Below are 12,849 nucleotides of genomic sequence, written 5' to 3' on the forward strand. Positions count from 1 at the left end.
CCCGGTTGGGGAGGGCCACCGTGATCCTACCCGGTGGGGCGCAGGGCTCCGCCAGTGGATTGCGCGGGCGCGCCGGGGGCGGGGGGCGGAGCGTAGTGGGCGGCACGGACGCGGCGGAGCCAGGATTCGGCGGGGCGCGGGTCGGGGGCGGCGGGGAGGACACCGGGGCGGGCGAGGCGGTCGGCGGCGTCGGCGAGCAGGGATTCGGCGACGGCGGGGCGGTCGGCGATGCGTTCGCCGAGGTCGCGGACGTGCCCGGGGTCGGCGAGGCGGACCGGGTTGTGGCCGGTCTCGTGCAGCCGGACGGCCTGTTCGACCAGCCGGACCAGGTGCCGGGCGTGCTTGGCGGCCCGGCGGCGGGTGGCCGGGTCGGTGGTGTCGCGGGTCAGCAGTTTGCGGAACTGCTGCTCTGCGTAACCGAGATAGGCCTTCCGGACGCCCGATTCGCTGAGGAAACTCGAGCGGATCTCGACCAGTTCGGCACCGAGCGGGGTGCGGACCTCGTACAGGTCGTCCGGCAGCCAGACGAGCTCGGAGGCGGTCGGGTTGCAGGACAGCGCCAGGCGGCACCACTTGGCGGCCTCGTGCAGGGTGACGTCGGGCCCGGTGGTGACGTGCGACTCGGCCGGGCGGTGCAGGCCGTGCAGCTCCTCGGTGGGGGCCGCGTACAGGCCGAGCCGGTCGACGTCGGAGCCGGCGTGGGCGAAGCCGTACGCGGTGGAGCCGACCACTCCGGCGAGCAGGACGGTACCGGGGACGGCGGGTGCGGGTGCGGGTGCGTCGGGCATCGTCGGTCTCCTCTCTCGCCCCTCTCGACTCTCCCGCCCGGGCGGCCGGCAGGGCTGCGGGGCGGCGCCGCTACCGCATCCTCGCCGGTCCGGGCCGCGCCGGGCGAACGATTTCCGCGCCGGGGCCCGCCCCGGCCCGCCGCCGGGTACCGTACCGACCATGTCGACCACCACTCCCGACGACGGCGTCCTGATCGTCACCGGCGCCGGCCGCGGCATCGGCGCCGCCACCGCCCTGCTCGCCGCCCGGCGCGGCTACCGGGTCTGCGTCAACTACCGCACGGACGAGGCCTCGGCCACCGCCGTGGTGGACACCGTCCGGGCCGAGGGCGGCACCGCGCTCGCCGTCCGGGCCGACGTCACCCGCACCGCCGAGGTGGAGCGGCTGTTCACCACCGTGGACGCCGAACTCGGGCTGCTCACGGGCCTGGTGAACAACGCCGGCACGCTGGAGAAGCAGTGCCGGCTGGAGGACATCGACGAGGACCGGCTGAACCGGATCTGGGCCGCCAACATCACCGGCCCGTTCCTGTGCGCGGCCCAGGCCGTCCGCCGGATGTCCACCCGGCACGGCGGCCGCGGCGGTGCCATCGTCAACGTGTCCTCGGCCGCCTCGCGGCTCGGCTCGCCCAACGAGTACGTCGACTACGCGGCCGCCAAGGGCGCCGTCGACTCGATGACCCGCGGCCTCGCCCTGGAGGTCGCCGCCGAGGGGATCCGGGTCAACGCCGTCCGCCCCGGCCTGATCCACACCGGCATCCACGCCCTCGGCGGCGAGCCCGGCCGGGTCGACCGGGTCGCCCCCGGACTGCCGATGCGGCGCGGCGGACGGGCGGAGGAGGTCGCCGAGGCGATCCTCTTCCTGCTCTCCCCGGCCGCCTCGTACACCACCAACGCCTTCCTGGACGTCTCCGGCGGACGCTGAGAGGTTCCCTCCGGTTTCCTTCCGCCGACCGGCCCCCGCCCGTACCGTGGGGCCATGACCGACGCCTTCATCGACATCCCCGGTGTGCGCAACTTCCGTGACGCGGGCGGGATCGGCGCCCTGCGGCGGGGCGTGCTCTACCGCTCCGGCTCCTTCCACACCCTCACCGACGAGGGCGCCCGGCGCCTCAAGGCCCTCGGCCTGCGCACCGTCCTCGACCTGCGCAGCCCGGTCGAGCTGGAGGTCTGGCCCGACCTGCGGCACGGCCTCGACCACGAGGCCCTCAACCTGCCGACCCTGCCCGCCAACCGCGAGGACGTCGACCAGCCCTGGCCCGAGGACCAGGCGGCGCTCTACCCCTTCATGGCCCGGACCGCCGGCCCGTCCCTCGCCGCCGTCGTCCGCCGCCTCGCCGCCCCCGGCGCGCTGCCCGCCCTCGTGCACTGCGCCGTCGGCAAGGACCGCACCGGCCTGACCATCGCCGTCCTGCAGTCCCTGCTCGGCGCCTCGGAGGCCGACGTCACCGCCGACTTCCTGCTCTCCAACGTCGGCCTCGGCCTCGACCAGGGCCCCACCCCCTACGTCGACGAGACCGGCACCGAACGCGTCTCCCGCCCCGTCACCGCCGAACTCCTCGCCTCCGCCCTGGGCTGGATCCACACCCGGCACTCCTCCGTCCCCGCCTACCTCCGCGCCCACGGCGTCACCGACGAGGAACTGACCTCCCTGCGCGCCAACCTGTCGGCCTGACCGGCCCGGGGACGCACCTACTCCTGGCGTTGTCGAGGACGGCGGAGAGGACGGCGGAGAGGACGGCGGAGAGGACGACGGAGAGGACGACGGCCTGCTGGAGGCCCGGACGGGCGCGGGGCGGGCGGGCTATGGTCGGAAGCCGGAACAGGAAGTCAGGACAACCTCTACGAGTGGAGTCGACGATGGCGAAGGTCCCCAACGTGCTCTCGGCCGCCGCGCCCGCCGCGCTGACCGCGGCGAGCGGCCTGGTGGGCGGTTACGGCGTCGCCCGCTGGAGCGGCCGGCGCGAACTGGGCGGCGCCGTGCTGGCGGTGGCCGGTGCCGGGGCGGCCGCGCAGTGGCACCGCAGCTCGGGCACGGCCACCGCGGCAGCGCTGACCGGTCTGTACGTGGCGGCGTTCGGCGGCTCGCATCCGCTGGCGAAGAAGATCGGCGCCTGGCCGTCGGTCCTCGCCGTCACCGGCGTGGTCGCGGCGGCCTCGACGGCCGCGACGGCGCTGGCCGCCCGCAAGCGGTAGCAGCACCCGGCGCGAGCCGCGCACCGGCCCGCTCACCGGCCTCGGCGGCGACACCCGGCGGCGACACCCGGCGGCGGCCTCAGCGCACCGCCGCGCCGGGCTGCGCCGCCCCGCCGAACCGCGCCTCGAACGCGGCCCGGTTCGCCGAGACCGGTGAGCGGTCCCAGACCGCGAACACCACCCGTTCGAAGGCCGCCCCGTACCGGAGGAGCGCGCCCTCGAAGGCCTCGGCGACCTGGGCCGGGTCGTTGCGGAACACCCCGCAGCCCCAAGCCCCGAGCACCAGCGTGCGGACCTCGTGCCGGGCCGCCGCCGCGAGCACCCGGACGGCCCGCTCGGCGAGCACGCCCCGGACGTCCACATCGGCCGAGCGCCGTTCCAGCTGGCCCGCGTTGGGCGCGGGCGAGGTCAGGAAGGTGGCCGGGTACGGCCGTGCCAGCAGGTCGCCGCCCCGGCCGCGGATCACCGGGACGTCGGGCGAGACGATCACCCGGTGGCTGTACCGGAGGTCGGTGGAGGCGCGGTGCGCCTCGTAGTAGTCCGGCGCCTCCAGCAGGCAGGTGTAGAGCAGCGCGCTGCGGCACAGGTCCTCCTCCTGGGCGCGGGCGCCGCGCAGGTAGCCGCCGCCGGGGTTGCGCGCGGAGGCGAAGTTGAGCACCCCGACCGGGCCCGCCCCGCCCTCGACCAGGCGCCGGGCGGCCTCGATGCTGCCTTCGGCCGTCACCTCCACCGCCCCGACGGGCCCACCGGACCGACCCGGCCCGGGCCCCGGGCCCCCGCCCCGCAGCAGCGCGTCCAGCGCCGGCGGCGCGTACGACACCGTGCCGGCCCTGGCGGCCGCCAACTGCTCCCCCACCGTGACGAGTTCGCCACCGGCCGCCCGGTAGCTCCCCCGCTCGGCGATCTCCTCGTTCACCCGGGCCACGTCGTGCAGTCTGCTGCTCATGTCCGGGACGCTACGGGACTTCCACCGGGCCTCGCCACAGGTTATTCTCAGCAGCAGAACAACACCTCGGGGCGCGAGTGGGGGTGCCGGGGGAGGCACCCGGGGGCATCGGGGGAACGCGACGGGCCCGCTCCAGTGCATGGAGCGGGCCCGTCGTGTGTGTTCAGGTGTTCAGCTACCGGTGGTCAACCACCGGCCGTACGGCGTCAGTTCTTCCAGCGCGGCTTGCGGTCGTCGCGGTTGAAGCCACCGGAACGGTCGCGGTCGAAGCCGCCCGAGCGGGCGCCACCACGGTCGTCACGGTCACGGCCGAAGCCACCACCGGAGGCCTGCGGACGGCCGCCGGAGCGGTGGTCGTCACGACGCGCGAACGGACGGTTGTTGCTGCCGCCGCGCTCGTCACGGTCCCGGCCGAAGGACGGGCGGTCACCGAAGGTGCGGGCCGGACGGTCGCCGAAGGAGCGGCCACCGCGGTCGTCGCGGTCACGGTTGAAGCCACCGGAACGGTCGCGGTCGAAGCCACCACCGGTGCGGGCCGGACGGTCGCCGAAGGAGCGGCCGCCACGGTCGTCACGGTCACGGTTGAAGCCACCCGAGCGGCCGCCGCGGTCGTCACGGTCACCGAAGGAACGGCCACCACGGTCGTCACGGTCACGGTTGAAACCACCGGAACGGCCGCCACGGTCGTCGCGGTCACCGAAGGAACGGCCACCACGGTCGTCACGGTCACGGTTGAAACCACCGGAACGGCCGCCACGGTCGTCACGGTCACGGTTGAAGCCACCCGAGCGGCCGCCACGGTCGTCACGGTCGCCGAAGGAACGGCCACCACGGTCGTCACGGTCACGGTTGAAACCACCGGAACGGCCGCCACGGTCGTCACGGTCACGGCCGAAGGCCGGACGCTCGGTGCGCGCCTCGCGGTACGACGGCGTGCGCTCCTCGGCCTGCGGCGCGGCGGCCGGAGCCGGCGCCTCGGCGGCCGGGGTCTCCGCGGCGGCCTCGTCGCCCGCCTCGGCGGCCGGGGCCTCGTCCTCGATGCCCAGCTCGGCCCGCTCGCGGGCGGCCCGCGCGGCCAGGCGGTCGGCCTCCTCGCGCAGCTCGGTGGTGCGGCGCTGCGCGCGCTCCAGCTGGCGGGTCATGTCGGCGAGCTCGCGCTCGGCGGCACCGGCGATGCCGGCCGCGCTCTCGGCCTGGACCTCGATCAGCGAACGGGCGCCGGTGATCTTGGCGACCTCGGCGTCGAAGGCGTGGTCGAGGATGTGGCGCGAGGCGTCGACGCCCGCGTCCTCCATCAGGCGGAAGACGCCGCGGCGCTGGTGCGGCAGCACCAGGGTGACGACGGCGCCGGAGCGGCCGGCCCGGGCGGTGCGGCCGGAGCGGTGCAGGTAGTCCTTGTGGTCGCCGGCCGGGTCCACGTTGAGGACCAGGTCGATGCCGTCGACGTGGATGCCGCGGGCGGCGACGTCGGTGGCGACGACGACGTTGACGTAGCCGTCCTTGAAGTCGCCGAGGACGCGGGTACGGGCGCCCTGGGTCATCCCGCCGTGCAGCGCGTCGGCCTTCACGCCGGCCTCGATGAGCTGCTCGGCGACGCGGTCGGCGCCCATCTGGGTGCGGACGAAGATGATCGTGCGGCCCTTGCGGGCGGCGATCGCGTTGGTGATCGGCGCCTTGTCCTTGGGCTTCACCACGAGGATGTGGTGGGTCATGGTGGTGACCGCGCCGGCCGACGGGTCGACCTCGTGGGTGACCGGGTTCTTCAGGTAGCGCTTGACCAGGGTGTCGATCTCGTTCTCCAGGGTGGCGGAGAACAGCAGGCGCTGGCCGCCGGCCGGCACCTGGTCGAGGATCTCGGTGACCTCGGGCAGGAAGCCCATGTCGGCCATCTGGTCGGCCTCGTCGAGCACGACGGTCCGGACGTCGGCCAGCTTGGCGCTGCCGCGGTTCAGCAGGTCGCGCAGACGGCCGGGGGTGGCGACCAGGACGTCGACGCCGCGCTCCAGCGCGTAGATCTGGTTCGACATCGAGGTGCCGCCGCAGACGACCTTGAGCTTGAGGCCGAGCACCGAGCCGAACGGCTCCAGGGCGTCGGCCACCTGCATGGCCAGCTCGCGGGTCGGGACGAGGATCAGGCCGCGCGGGTGCTTGGGCTTGGTGCGCTCGCCGTCGGCGAGGCGGGTCAGCAGCGGCAGGCCGAAGCTGAGGGTCTTGCCGGAGCCGGTACGGCCACGGCCCAGCACGTCCTTGCCGGCCAGGGCGTCCGGGATGGTCGCGGCCTGGATCGGGAACGGGGTGGTGACACCGCGCTTGGCGAGGGCGCGCACGACGTCGTCGTGCAGGCCCAGGTCGCCGAAGGTGATGGTGGGCTCGGCGGCCTCGACGGCCTCCTCGGCCTCGACGGCGTCGGCGTTCAGCTCGACGTCGGCGTCGGTGGGCTCGACGGCCTCGACGGCGTCGGTGTCGGCGGTGTCGGTGACATCGGCGGCGGCCTCGCTCGCGGGCATGGCGAAGCGGGCGTCGTCAACGAGAGACATGTAAAACCTTCCGGAAGTGGCACGCGCCAAAGTCCGGGGGTTCTGTTTCACAACCGCCTCTATGCGGTCAGCCACGGATCGCCGGAACGCGCCAAGGGCGCCAGATGGGAATAGGGCGCCAGTCAAATGAATCAAACGAACGATCTACCACCATAGACGAACCTCGGGATCAGAGGCAAATGCCCTGGCCAGCCCGCTAATGCCCACCCGCATGCGGGCTCGGGGCCGAGGAACCGGAGTTGCCGGCCGAGGGCTCCGTGGTCGGTGGGACGGTCGCGGCGGGTGAGCTGTGCTCGGGCTCGGGGGACGTCGAGGGGTGGCTGGTCGGCGTGGCGGACGGCGTGCCCGCCGTGCCGCCGGAGCGGCCCTCACCGGTGCCGCCCGCCCCGCTCGTGCCCCCGGTGCCGGCCGTGCCGCCGGTACCGGCCGACGCGCCGCCGCCCGGCCTGGGCGCGGGGCTGGCGCTCACGCCGCCCGCCGAACCGTTCACGCCGGGGGCGCCCGGCGCGGCGTCCACGGCGGGCGCCCCCGGCACCGGGACCACACCGGCGGCCGCGCCGTTCGCGCCGGATGTCACCTCGCCCGCCGTCGTAGCCGTCACCCCGGCCGGCGCGTTCTCGCCCTGCAAGCCCCCCTGACGCTCCGGGCGCCCGGACGCAATCCCCGGATGCGCGCCGCTCGGCGAGGCCGACGGCCCGCTCGTCACTCCCGGCTTGCCCGCCGGACCGGCCTGCCCGACCGGCGCCACCCCGTGCTTCACCTCCGCCTCCGGACCGACCGACATGCACCCCGTCAGCCCCAGCCCGGCCACCGCCAGCACCGAAGCCGTACACACCACCGACCGAACCGCCCGCACCGAAACCACCGAGCTCCCTTCTCCACCGCCCCACCCGGGCCGCCCACTGCCCGCGCGGCCGCTTTTCGGTGCCCAACGCGCGCCCGCCCCCACGGGACACGGGCGGCGCGCCAGGAAGCGCCCGGGCCGCCTCCGCCACAGCCCGCCGAACCGGCGGACGAGCAGCCGCTCAGCCCCAGAACGCCGAGGCCAGCCCCGCCCCCGCGTACACCGCGGCCAGCCCCACCACCACGCTGCCCGCCACGTTCGCCAGCGCGTACCGCCCCGCCCCGGTCTCGACCAGCCGCAGCGTCTCGTACGAGAAGGTCGAGTACGTGGTCAGCGCCCCGCACAGCCCCGTTCCCAGCAGCACCTGGACCTGCGGGGACGCGGCCCCCGCCGCCACCGCCCCGGTCACCAGGCCGAGCACCAGGCAGCCGACCGCGTTCACCGCGAACGTCCCCCAGGGGAACACCGAGTCGTGCCGGGCCTGCACGGCCCGGTCGGTCAGGTACCGCAGCGGCGCGCCGACCACCGCGCCCGCCACCACCAGCAGCCAGTTCACCCCGAAGCCCCTTCCCGCCCCACGTACCTGACCACTTCGCAGCGGTCCAGCAGCACCAGCCCCTCCGCCACCAGCCCGTCCAACTGCGGCAGGAACGCCCGCACCCGCTCCTCCTCGTCCACGACCACCACCGCCACCGGCAGGTCCTCGCTCAGCGACAGCAGCCGCGCGGTGTGCACCAGCGACGACGCCCCGAACCCCTCGATCCCCCGGAACACGCTCGCCCCGGCCAACCCCGCCGCCCGCGCCCGGTGCACGATCTCGCTGTACAGCGGCCGGTGGTGCCAGCGGTCGTTCTCCCCCACCAGCACGGTCAGCCGCAGCGCCGGCCCGCTCAACCTGCTCACCGCACGCCCCCGCCCGCACGGGCGATCAGACGGCGCGTCAGCTTGGCCGCCACCCACACCGCGCCGAGCGCGCCCAGCAGCGTCAGCCCCAGGTACGCCAGCCCGAGTCCGAGCCGCCCCTCCTCCACCAGCCGCCGGATGTCCACCGCGTACGTCGAGAAGGTGGTGAAGCCGCCCAGCACCCCGGTGCCGAAGAACGGCCGCAGCAGCGGGTGCGCCGGACGCCCCTCGGTGATCACCACCAGGAACACCCCGATCACCGCGCACCCGACCACGTTGATCAGCAGCGTCGTCCACGGGAACGCCGCCGGCCCGGTCGCCCAGGCCAGCCCGGCGCCGTACCGGGCCACCGACCCGATCGCCCCGCCCACCGCGATCACCGCCACGGCCGGCCCCTGCCCGCGCCACACCGGCGGCCGTCTCCGGGCGGCCGTCCCTTCGTCCACCGGCCGGGTCCGCGCCGGGCCGTCCACCGTGCCGTCCGAGGTCGCCATAACCCCATCAAACACCGGCTCCCGCCGTCTGGCACAGCGTCACTCCAGACCCGACAATGAACCGGTGGAGATGACCCGGGAAGAGTTCGAGACGCTGGTCAGCGACGCCCTCGACCAGATTCCCCCGCAGCTCGCGGCCATGATGGACAACGTCGCCGTCTTCGTCGAGGACGAGCCCGACCCCGCCGACCCGGAACTCCTCGGCCTCTACGAGGGCACTCCGCTCACCGAACGCGGCGAGTGGTACGCGGGCGTCCTGCCCGACCGGATCCTCATCTACCGCGGCCCCACCCTCCGGCACTGCGAGACCCACGACCAGGTCGTCGCCGAAGTCCGCACCACGGTCATCCACGAGGTCGCCCACCACTTCGGCTTCGACGACCACGAACTCGACGAACTCGGCTGGTCCTGACCCCCCGCCCCGGGCGGCCCTCGGACGGCCCCCACCCACCCGGCCGAAACCCGTTTTGGCGATCCGCCCTGCATCCCATATGCTTCTCGACGTCCCCGAACGCTGGAAACAGCGGGACAGGCCGCAAGCCCTCATCGTCTAGTGGCCCAGGACGCCGCCCTTTCAAGGCGGTAGCACGGGTTCGAATCCCGTTGGGGGCACGCAGTACCGTAGTAAAAAGCAGTGCCGCAAGACCTCAGTGGGAAACCACTGCAAGGTCCCGTGGAGCAGTTGGTTAGCTCGCCACCCTGTCAAGGTGGAGGTCGCGGGTTCAAGTCCCGTCGGGATCGCTCGTCTCGCAAGAGACGGTGTAGTACGGCCAGGTAGCTCAGTTGGTACGAGCGTCCGCCTGAAAAGCGGAAGGTCGCCGGTTCGACCCCGGCCCTGGCCACATAGCCTGACCAGGCACGATGCCCCCGAAGCAGTCCGCTTCGGGGGCATTTTCGTGTTGCCTGATGCCAACGGCGCAGCGGACGGTCACTCCCCCCACGGGCCTCCGGCGAGTACGTGACGTACTTGACGTACTTCCGCTAGAGGGCGACCCTGGTTCTCGGACGAGGAGGCTTCCCATGACAGCAGTCCACTACGAGAGCTACACCGAAGCCCGAGCCCATTTGAAGGACCTGCTGGACGCGGCGGGGCGGGGCCGTGTCGCGACCGTTCGCCGGGACACCAGGTATGCGGCGGTAGTCGACGCGGGGCGGCTGCGCCAGGCTCTCACTCTGTTGTACCCGTCCAAGGCCGAGGTGGTCGCCGAGGGCGGTGGCTGGTCGGTGTTCCTCCCCGGCCTCCCGGTCGCCGCGGACGGCGGCACGTTCGATGAGGCCATCGACGAGATGATCGACGCGCTCCGCGAGTATGCGGAGGACTGGCAGGACCGACTCCTGAGCGCTCCGAACCACCGCGACAACTGGGGCCTGGTTCAGTTGATCGGTCTCAGCGACGATGCGCAGCTCCGTGATTGGCTGCTCGGAGTGGCGAAGTGACCTGGCCTCAGCCGACACGCGAACGACACGAGCAGTTCTGCAAGGTCGAAGGCTGGGATCCCGTACGGGACGCGCGCGGCCGCACCGGCACCCACCACATCACATATGAGTTCGGGCTCCCCGACGGGCGGATCCTGCGTACTCGCGTGTCGCATCCGGTCGACCGCACCGCGTACGGCGCGAGCATGTGGGCGCACATCCTCCGCGATCAGCTGGACGTGACAGAGGATGTCTTCTGGCCGTGTGTCCTGGACGGCACGCTTCCCGATCGAGGCGCGCCTGAGCCACCACGCGAGGCGCTTCCCGCGGATCTGGTCCACATGCTGATCAACCGCGTCGGACTCGCCGAGGACCAGGTCGCCGAGCTGAACAAGGCGCAGGCGATCGCGCGACTCCAGCAGTTCTGGACCGAGGGCCACTGACACCAACTGCTGGATCGCAGCCTCACGGGTCAGAACACCCAGGGCCCCGGTGTCTCTCGGCGAGCCCTACCCGCACGTGGGACGGACAGGCATCAGCCTCGCAGTGCCCGGTCGTCGAGTCGGCTCAGCAGGCCGGGCAGGTGCCGGTACTGCTCACGGAGCGCGGCCACTCGCTGCCGGAACTGAAGGCCGCGTCCGACGTGGTCACAGGCGTCACGGAGTTCGGCCAGGAGGGCCACGGCGATGTCGTAGCGGGCCACCTGCTTACACGCGACGTGGTCCTCGACCTCGCGCCAGATCGCTTCCTCGTCGGTAGCCAGGGCAGTCAGCTTCGTCACCCGCGCCTCGACTCGAACCCGCTCGGCGCACTGTCGGCGCACTGTCGGCGTACTGGTACTCGCTCACCGCGGCGACCCTAGCGGGAATGCCGGTCCTCGATGATGGAATCCGTCAAGCCCAGAGGAGACGCTGTCACCGCCGGCGCGAGGACATCGCGTTCGGCGAGACGCTGCGCGTTCCGGAGCCCTTCGGCTTCGAGCTGGTCACCGGCGACCTGCTGCCCCACTGATCTCGGGCGGCGCCCCCTCGGGTCGGCTCGCCCGGTGGCCGGGCGGGCCGACCCGAGGGGGCGTGGGCCGGCCGCGCGGACGGCGCCGAGGCCGGCGCAGCGCCGGGCGGGTTCAGTAGGAGCGGAACCAGCTGGCGTCGGTGCCCAGCACGGCGCCGTCCGCCGCGTAGTACGTGAACGTGCGGGCCTGGGCGCCCGGCTTCTTGGCGATCGCGTACCAGCGCGTCGGGGAGTCCCCGAGGGCGACCGGCACCGACTCGCTGACGCCGCCGGTGTCCCAGGTGACCACGACCTTCGCGACCTGGGGCCGGACCCCGGCGATCACCACCGGTGAGGCGCCCAGCTCCCCGCCCTTGAACCCGAGCATCGTCCCCCCTCCGGAGGTGGCCCGGTCGATGGCCGCCCCGTCCGGCGTCCCCGGGACGGGGGTGTCGTGCACCGCGTCGTCGACCTGGCGCTGCCCGTCCACGGTGGCGTAGAGGTTCACCAGGTCCACGTCCGGGCGCCAGCTCCGGTCGATGTCCGCCCGGGTGGTCTCCGGCAGTTGCGGGATGGCCGCGTGCCGGTCCTCCCAGATCAGCCGGGCCTGGCGGAGGGCGTCCTCCTTGGTGGCGGCCGCCGGCCAGAACGCGGCCCACGCCTGCCACTGCCTGCCGTTCGTGGTGCCCTGACCGACCACGACCCGGACCGGGGTGAACGGATCCCGCGCGGGAGCGGTCGGTGTCGCGGCGGTGCCCGCGGTGCCTGCGGTGCCCGCGGCGGCCTCGGCGGTGGTGACGGTCCGGGCGTCCGCCACCACCGCCCCCGCGTCCGCCGCGTCGCCCGGCCCCCGCCCGAGCCCGCCGAGTGCCGTCCCCCCGACGACGGCCGCCGCGACCATCACCGCCACCGCCCCGCTGGTCAGCAGCCGCCGGCGCCGCAGCCGGCGCCGCCCCCCGGCGACCAGCCGGTCGTACGGGACGGCCCCGATCTCGACGCTTCCGGCCAGCTCGCCCAGGACCCGCGCCGCCGAGGCCTCGGACCCCGCCCCGGCCCTGTCCTCGCCGTCCACGTTCCCCATGGCCCCCACGTTGCCCTCGTTGCTCATCTTCCGCCTCCGATGCTCGCCAGCCCGTTGAGTGAGGAGGCCTCCCGCAGCTTGGCCAGGCCCCTGGCCGCCTGGCTCTTCACCGTCCCGACCGAGCAGCCCATCGCCGCGGCGGTCTGGGTCTCGGTGAGGTCCTCCCAGTACCGCAGCACGACGGCCTGCCGCTGCCGGGGCGGCAGCGTGCCGAGGGCCGTGAGCAGCGCCGCCCGTTCGTCCAACCGCGCGTAGCCGTCGGGGCCCTCGGGTGCGGCCCGGTCGGGGACGGCGGTGACCAGTTCCTCGGCCGCTCGGCGGCGGAACCGCCGGGCATGCTCGTTGATCAGGATCCGGCGCACGTAGGCGTGCGGGTCGTCGGCCGCCCGGACCCGGCCCCAGGCGACGTACGCCCGCTCCAGGGCCTGCTGGACCAGGTCCTCCGCGGTGTGCCGGTCCCCCGCGAGCAGGTACGCCGTCCTGAGCAGCCGCGTCCACGCGCTGCCGGTGAACGCGCGGAACTCCTCGTCCCTCGCGGTCTTCTGGGCTCCCATGAGCACCTCCTCAACCCCCAGAGCCCGAAACCGCCGCGAACCGTTGCCTGGCCCGGCCCGGAGCCGCCCGGCCCGGCGTCACCGGCGCCCGGGCCCGCCG

General features: G+C 74.0%; 17 protein-coding genes and 3 tRNA genes. 11 read left to right on the forward strand and 9 right to left on the reverse strand.

Going from position 1 to position 12,849, the window contains the following annotated elements; genetic code table 11:
- Nucleotides 1–26 precede the first annotated feature (26 nt).
- Nucleotides 27–788 carry a nucleotidyltransferase domain-containing protein gene (locus tag ABT015_RS19405; protein WP_350880568.1) on the reverse strand — a complete coding sequence of 254 codons (762 nt, stop codon included), beginning with the start codon at nucleotides 786–788 and terminating at the stop codon, nucleotides 27–29.
- 160 nt (nucleotides 789–948) lie between these two features.
- On the opposite strand from ABT015_RS19405, the gene ABT015_RS19410 reads away from it, so the two are divergent.
- The 3 genes from ABT015_RS19410 to ABT015_RS19420 all read left to right on the forward strand — a co-directional run bounded on the left by ABT015_RS19410 (nucleotide 949) and on the right by ABT015_RS19420 (nucleotide 2,984).
- Nucleotides 949–1,713, forward strand: a complete 765-nt coding sequence (locus ABT015_RS19410) for an SDR family oxidoreductase (RefSeq protein ID WP_350880570.1) — start codon at nucleotides 949–951, stop codon at nucleotides 1,711–1,713.
- 54 nt (nucleotides 1,714–1,767) lie between these two features.
- Complete coding sequence (locus tag ABT015_RS19415; protein ID WP_350880572.1) at nucleotides 1,768–2,463, forward strand: tyrosine-protein phosphatase; 696 nt, start codon at nucleotides 1,768–1,770, stop codon at nucleotides 2,461–2,463.
- Between the two features lie 185 nt (nucleotides 2,464–2,648).
- Nucleotides 2,649–2,984 (forward strand): hypothetical protein, encoded by a 336-nt coding sequence (locus ABT015_RS19420; protein ID WP_350880574.1) that lies wholly within the window; start codon nucleotides 2,649–2,651, stop codon nucleotides 2,982–2,984.
- Between the two features lie 79 nt (nucleotides 2,985–3,063).
- Here the strand turns inward: ABT015_RS19420 and ABT015_RS19425 are convergent, their stop codons facing one another.
- Nucleotides 3,064–3,930, reverse strand: a complete 867-nt coding sequence (locus ABT015_RS19425; RefSeq protein ID WP_350880576.1) for a TIGR02452 family protein — start codon at nucleotides 3,928–3,930, stop codon at nucleotides 3,064–3,066.
- Nucleotides 3,931–4,136: 206 nt separating this feature from the next.
- Entirely contained in the window at nucleotides 4,137–6,467 is a 2,331-nt protein-coding gene (locus ABT015_RS19430; RefSeq protein WP_350880578.1) for a DEAD/DEAH box helicase, read from the reverse strand.
- Nucleotides 6,468–6,706: 239 nt separating this feature from the next.
- Between ABT015_RS19430 and ABT015_RS19435 the strand changes: the two genes are divergently transcribed.
- The gene (locus ABT015_RS19435; protein WP_350880580.1) at nucleotides 6,707–7,105 is read left to right on the forward strand and encodes a hypothetical protein; all 399 of its coding nucleotides are present in this window, start codon (nucleotides 6,707–6,709) and stop codon (nucleotides 7,103–7,105) included.
- A gap of 387 nt (nucleotides 7,106–7,492) precedes the next feature.
- Here the strand turns inward: ABT015_RS19435 and crcB (ABT015_RS19440) are convergent, their stop codons facing one another.
- The 3 genes from crcB (ABT015_RS19440) to crcB (ABT015_RS19450) are packed head-to-tail and all read right to left on the reverse strand — an operon-like array spanning nucleotide 7,493 to nucleotide 8,708.
- On the reverse strand, nucleotides 7,493–7,867 hold the full coding sequence (gene crcB / locus ABT015_RS19440; protein WP_350880582.1) for a fluoride efflux transporter CrcB: 375 nt from the start codon (nucleotides 7,865–7,867) through the stop codon (nucleotides 7,493–7,495).
- A complete protein-coding gene (locus ABT015_RS19445; RefSeq protein ID WP_350880584.1) occupies nucleotides 7,864–8,214 on the reverse strand; it encodes a DUF190 domain-containing protein in 351 nt (116 codons plus the stop codon). The genes crcB (ABT015_RS19440) and ABT015_RS19445 overlap by 4 nt, the downstream gene beginning before the upstream one ends.
- The gene (gene crcB, locus ABT015_RS19450; RefSeq protein WP_350880586.1) at nucleotides 8,211–8,708 is read right to left on the reverse strand and encodes a fluoride efflux transporter CrcB; all 498 of its coding nucleotides are present in this window, start codon (nucleotides 8,706–8,708) and stop codon (nucleotides 8,211–8,213) included. The genes ABT015_RS19445 and crcB (ABT015_RS19450) overlap by 4 nt, the downstream gene beginning before the upstream one ends.
- 70 nt (nucleotides 8,709–8,778) lie before the next feature.
- Here crcB (ABT015_RS19450) and ABT015_RS19455 point away from each other — a divergent pair, with 70 nt between their 5' ends.
- The 6 genes from ABT015_RS19455 to ABT015_RS19480 all read left to right on the forward strand — a co-directional run bounded on the left by ABT015_RS19455 (nucleotide 8,779) and on the right by ABT015_RS19480 (nucleotide 10,567).
- Nucleotides 8,779–9,120: a metallopeptidase family protein gene (locus ABT015_RS19455; protein ID WP_350880588.1), complete on the forward strand. Its 342-nt coding sequence runs from the start codon at nucleotides 8,779–8,781 to the stop codon at nucleotides 9,118–9,120.
- Between the two features lie 127 nt (nucleotides 9,121–9,247).
- Nucleotides 9,248–9,320, forward strand: a tRNA-Glu gene (locus tag ABT015_RS19460).
- A gap of 55 nt (nucleotides 9,321–9,375) precedes the next feature.
- Nucleotides 9,376–9,449: transfer RNA gene (locus ABT015_RS19465), tRNA-Asp, on the forward strand.
- A 27-nt stretch (nucleotides 9,450–9,476) separates the two neighbouring features.
- Nucleotides 9,477–9,550, forward strand: a tRNA-Phe gene (locus ABT015_RS19470).
- A 178-nt stretch (nucleotides 9,551–9,728) separates the two neighbouring features.
- The gene (locus tag ABT015_RS19475) at nucleotides 9,729–10,145 is read left to right on the forward strand and encodes a RelB antitoxin-like protein (protein WP_350880590.1); all 417 of its coding nucleotides are present in this window, start codon (nucleotides 9,729–9,731) and stop codon (nucleotides 10,143–10,145) included.
- Nucleotides 10,142–10,567, forward strand: coding sequence for a cytotoxic translational repressor of toxin-antitoxin stability system (locus tag ABT015_RS19480; RefSeq protein ID WP_350880592.1), 426 nt, complete (start codon nucleotides 10,142–10,144; stop codon nucleotides 10,565–10,567). Before ABT015_RS19475 ends, ABT015_RS19480 begins: the two co-directional genes overlap by 4 nt.
- A 92-nt stretch (nucleotides 10,568–10,659) precedes the next feature.
- Here ABT015_RS19480 and ABT015_RS19485 read toward each other — a convergent pair whose 3' ends face one another.
- Nucleotides 10,660–10,905, reverse strand: a complete 246-nt coding sequence (locus ABT015_RS19485) for a hypothetical protein (RefSeq protein WP_350880594.1) — start codon at nucleotides 10,903–10,905, stop codon at nucleotides 10,660–10,662.
- An 86-nt stretch (nucleotides 10,906–10,991) separates the two neighbouring features.
- Between ABT015_RS19485 and ABT015_RS19490 the strand changes: the two genes are divergently transcribed.
- Nucleotides 10,992–11,135: a hypothetical protein gene (locus tag ABT015_RS19490; protein ID WP_350880596.1), complete on the forward strand. Its 144-nt coding sequence runs from the start codon at nucleotides 10,992–10,994 to the stop codon at nucleotides 11,133–11,135.
- Between the two features lie 112 nt (nucleotides 11,136–11,247).
- On the opposite strand, the gene ABT015_RS19495 is transcribed toward ABT015_RS19490, so the two are convergent.
- Nucleotides 11,248–12,222 (reverse strand): hypothetical protein, encoded by a 975-nt coding sequence (locus ABT015_RS19495; RefSeq protein WP_350880598.1) that lies wholly within the window; start codon nucleotides 12,220–12,222, stop codon nucleotides 11,248–11,250.
- Nucleotides 12,219–12,749 carry a SigE family RNA polymerase sigma factor gene (locus ABT015_RS19500; protein WP_350880600.1) on the reverse strand — a complete coding sequence of 177 codons (531 nt, stop codon included), beginning with the start codon at nucleotides 12,747–12,749 and terminating at the stop codon, nucleotides 12,219–12,221. The genes ABT015_RS19495 and ABT015_RS19500 overlap by 4 nt, the downstream gene beginning before the upstream one ends.
- Nucleotides 12,750–12,849 lie beyond the last annotated feature (100 nt).

The organism is Kitasatospora sp. NPDC094016 (assembly GCF_040304045.1).
Lineage (GTDB): Bacteria > Actinomycetota > Actinomycetes > Streptomycetales > Streptomycetaceae > Kitasatospora.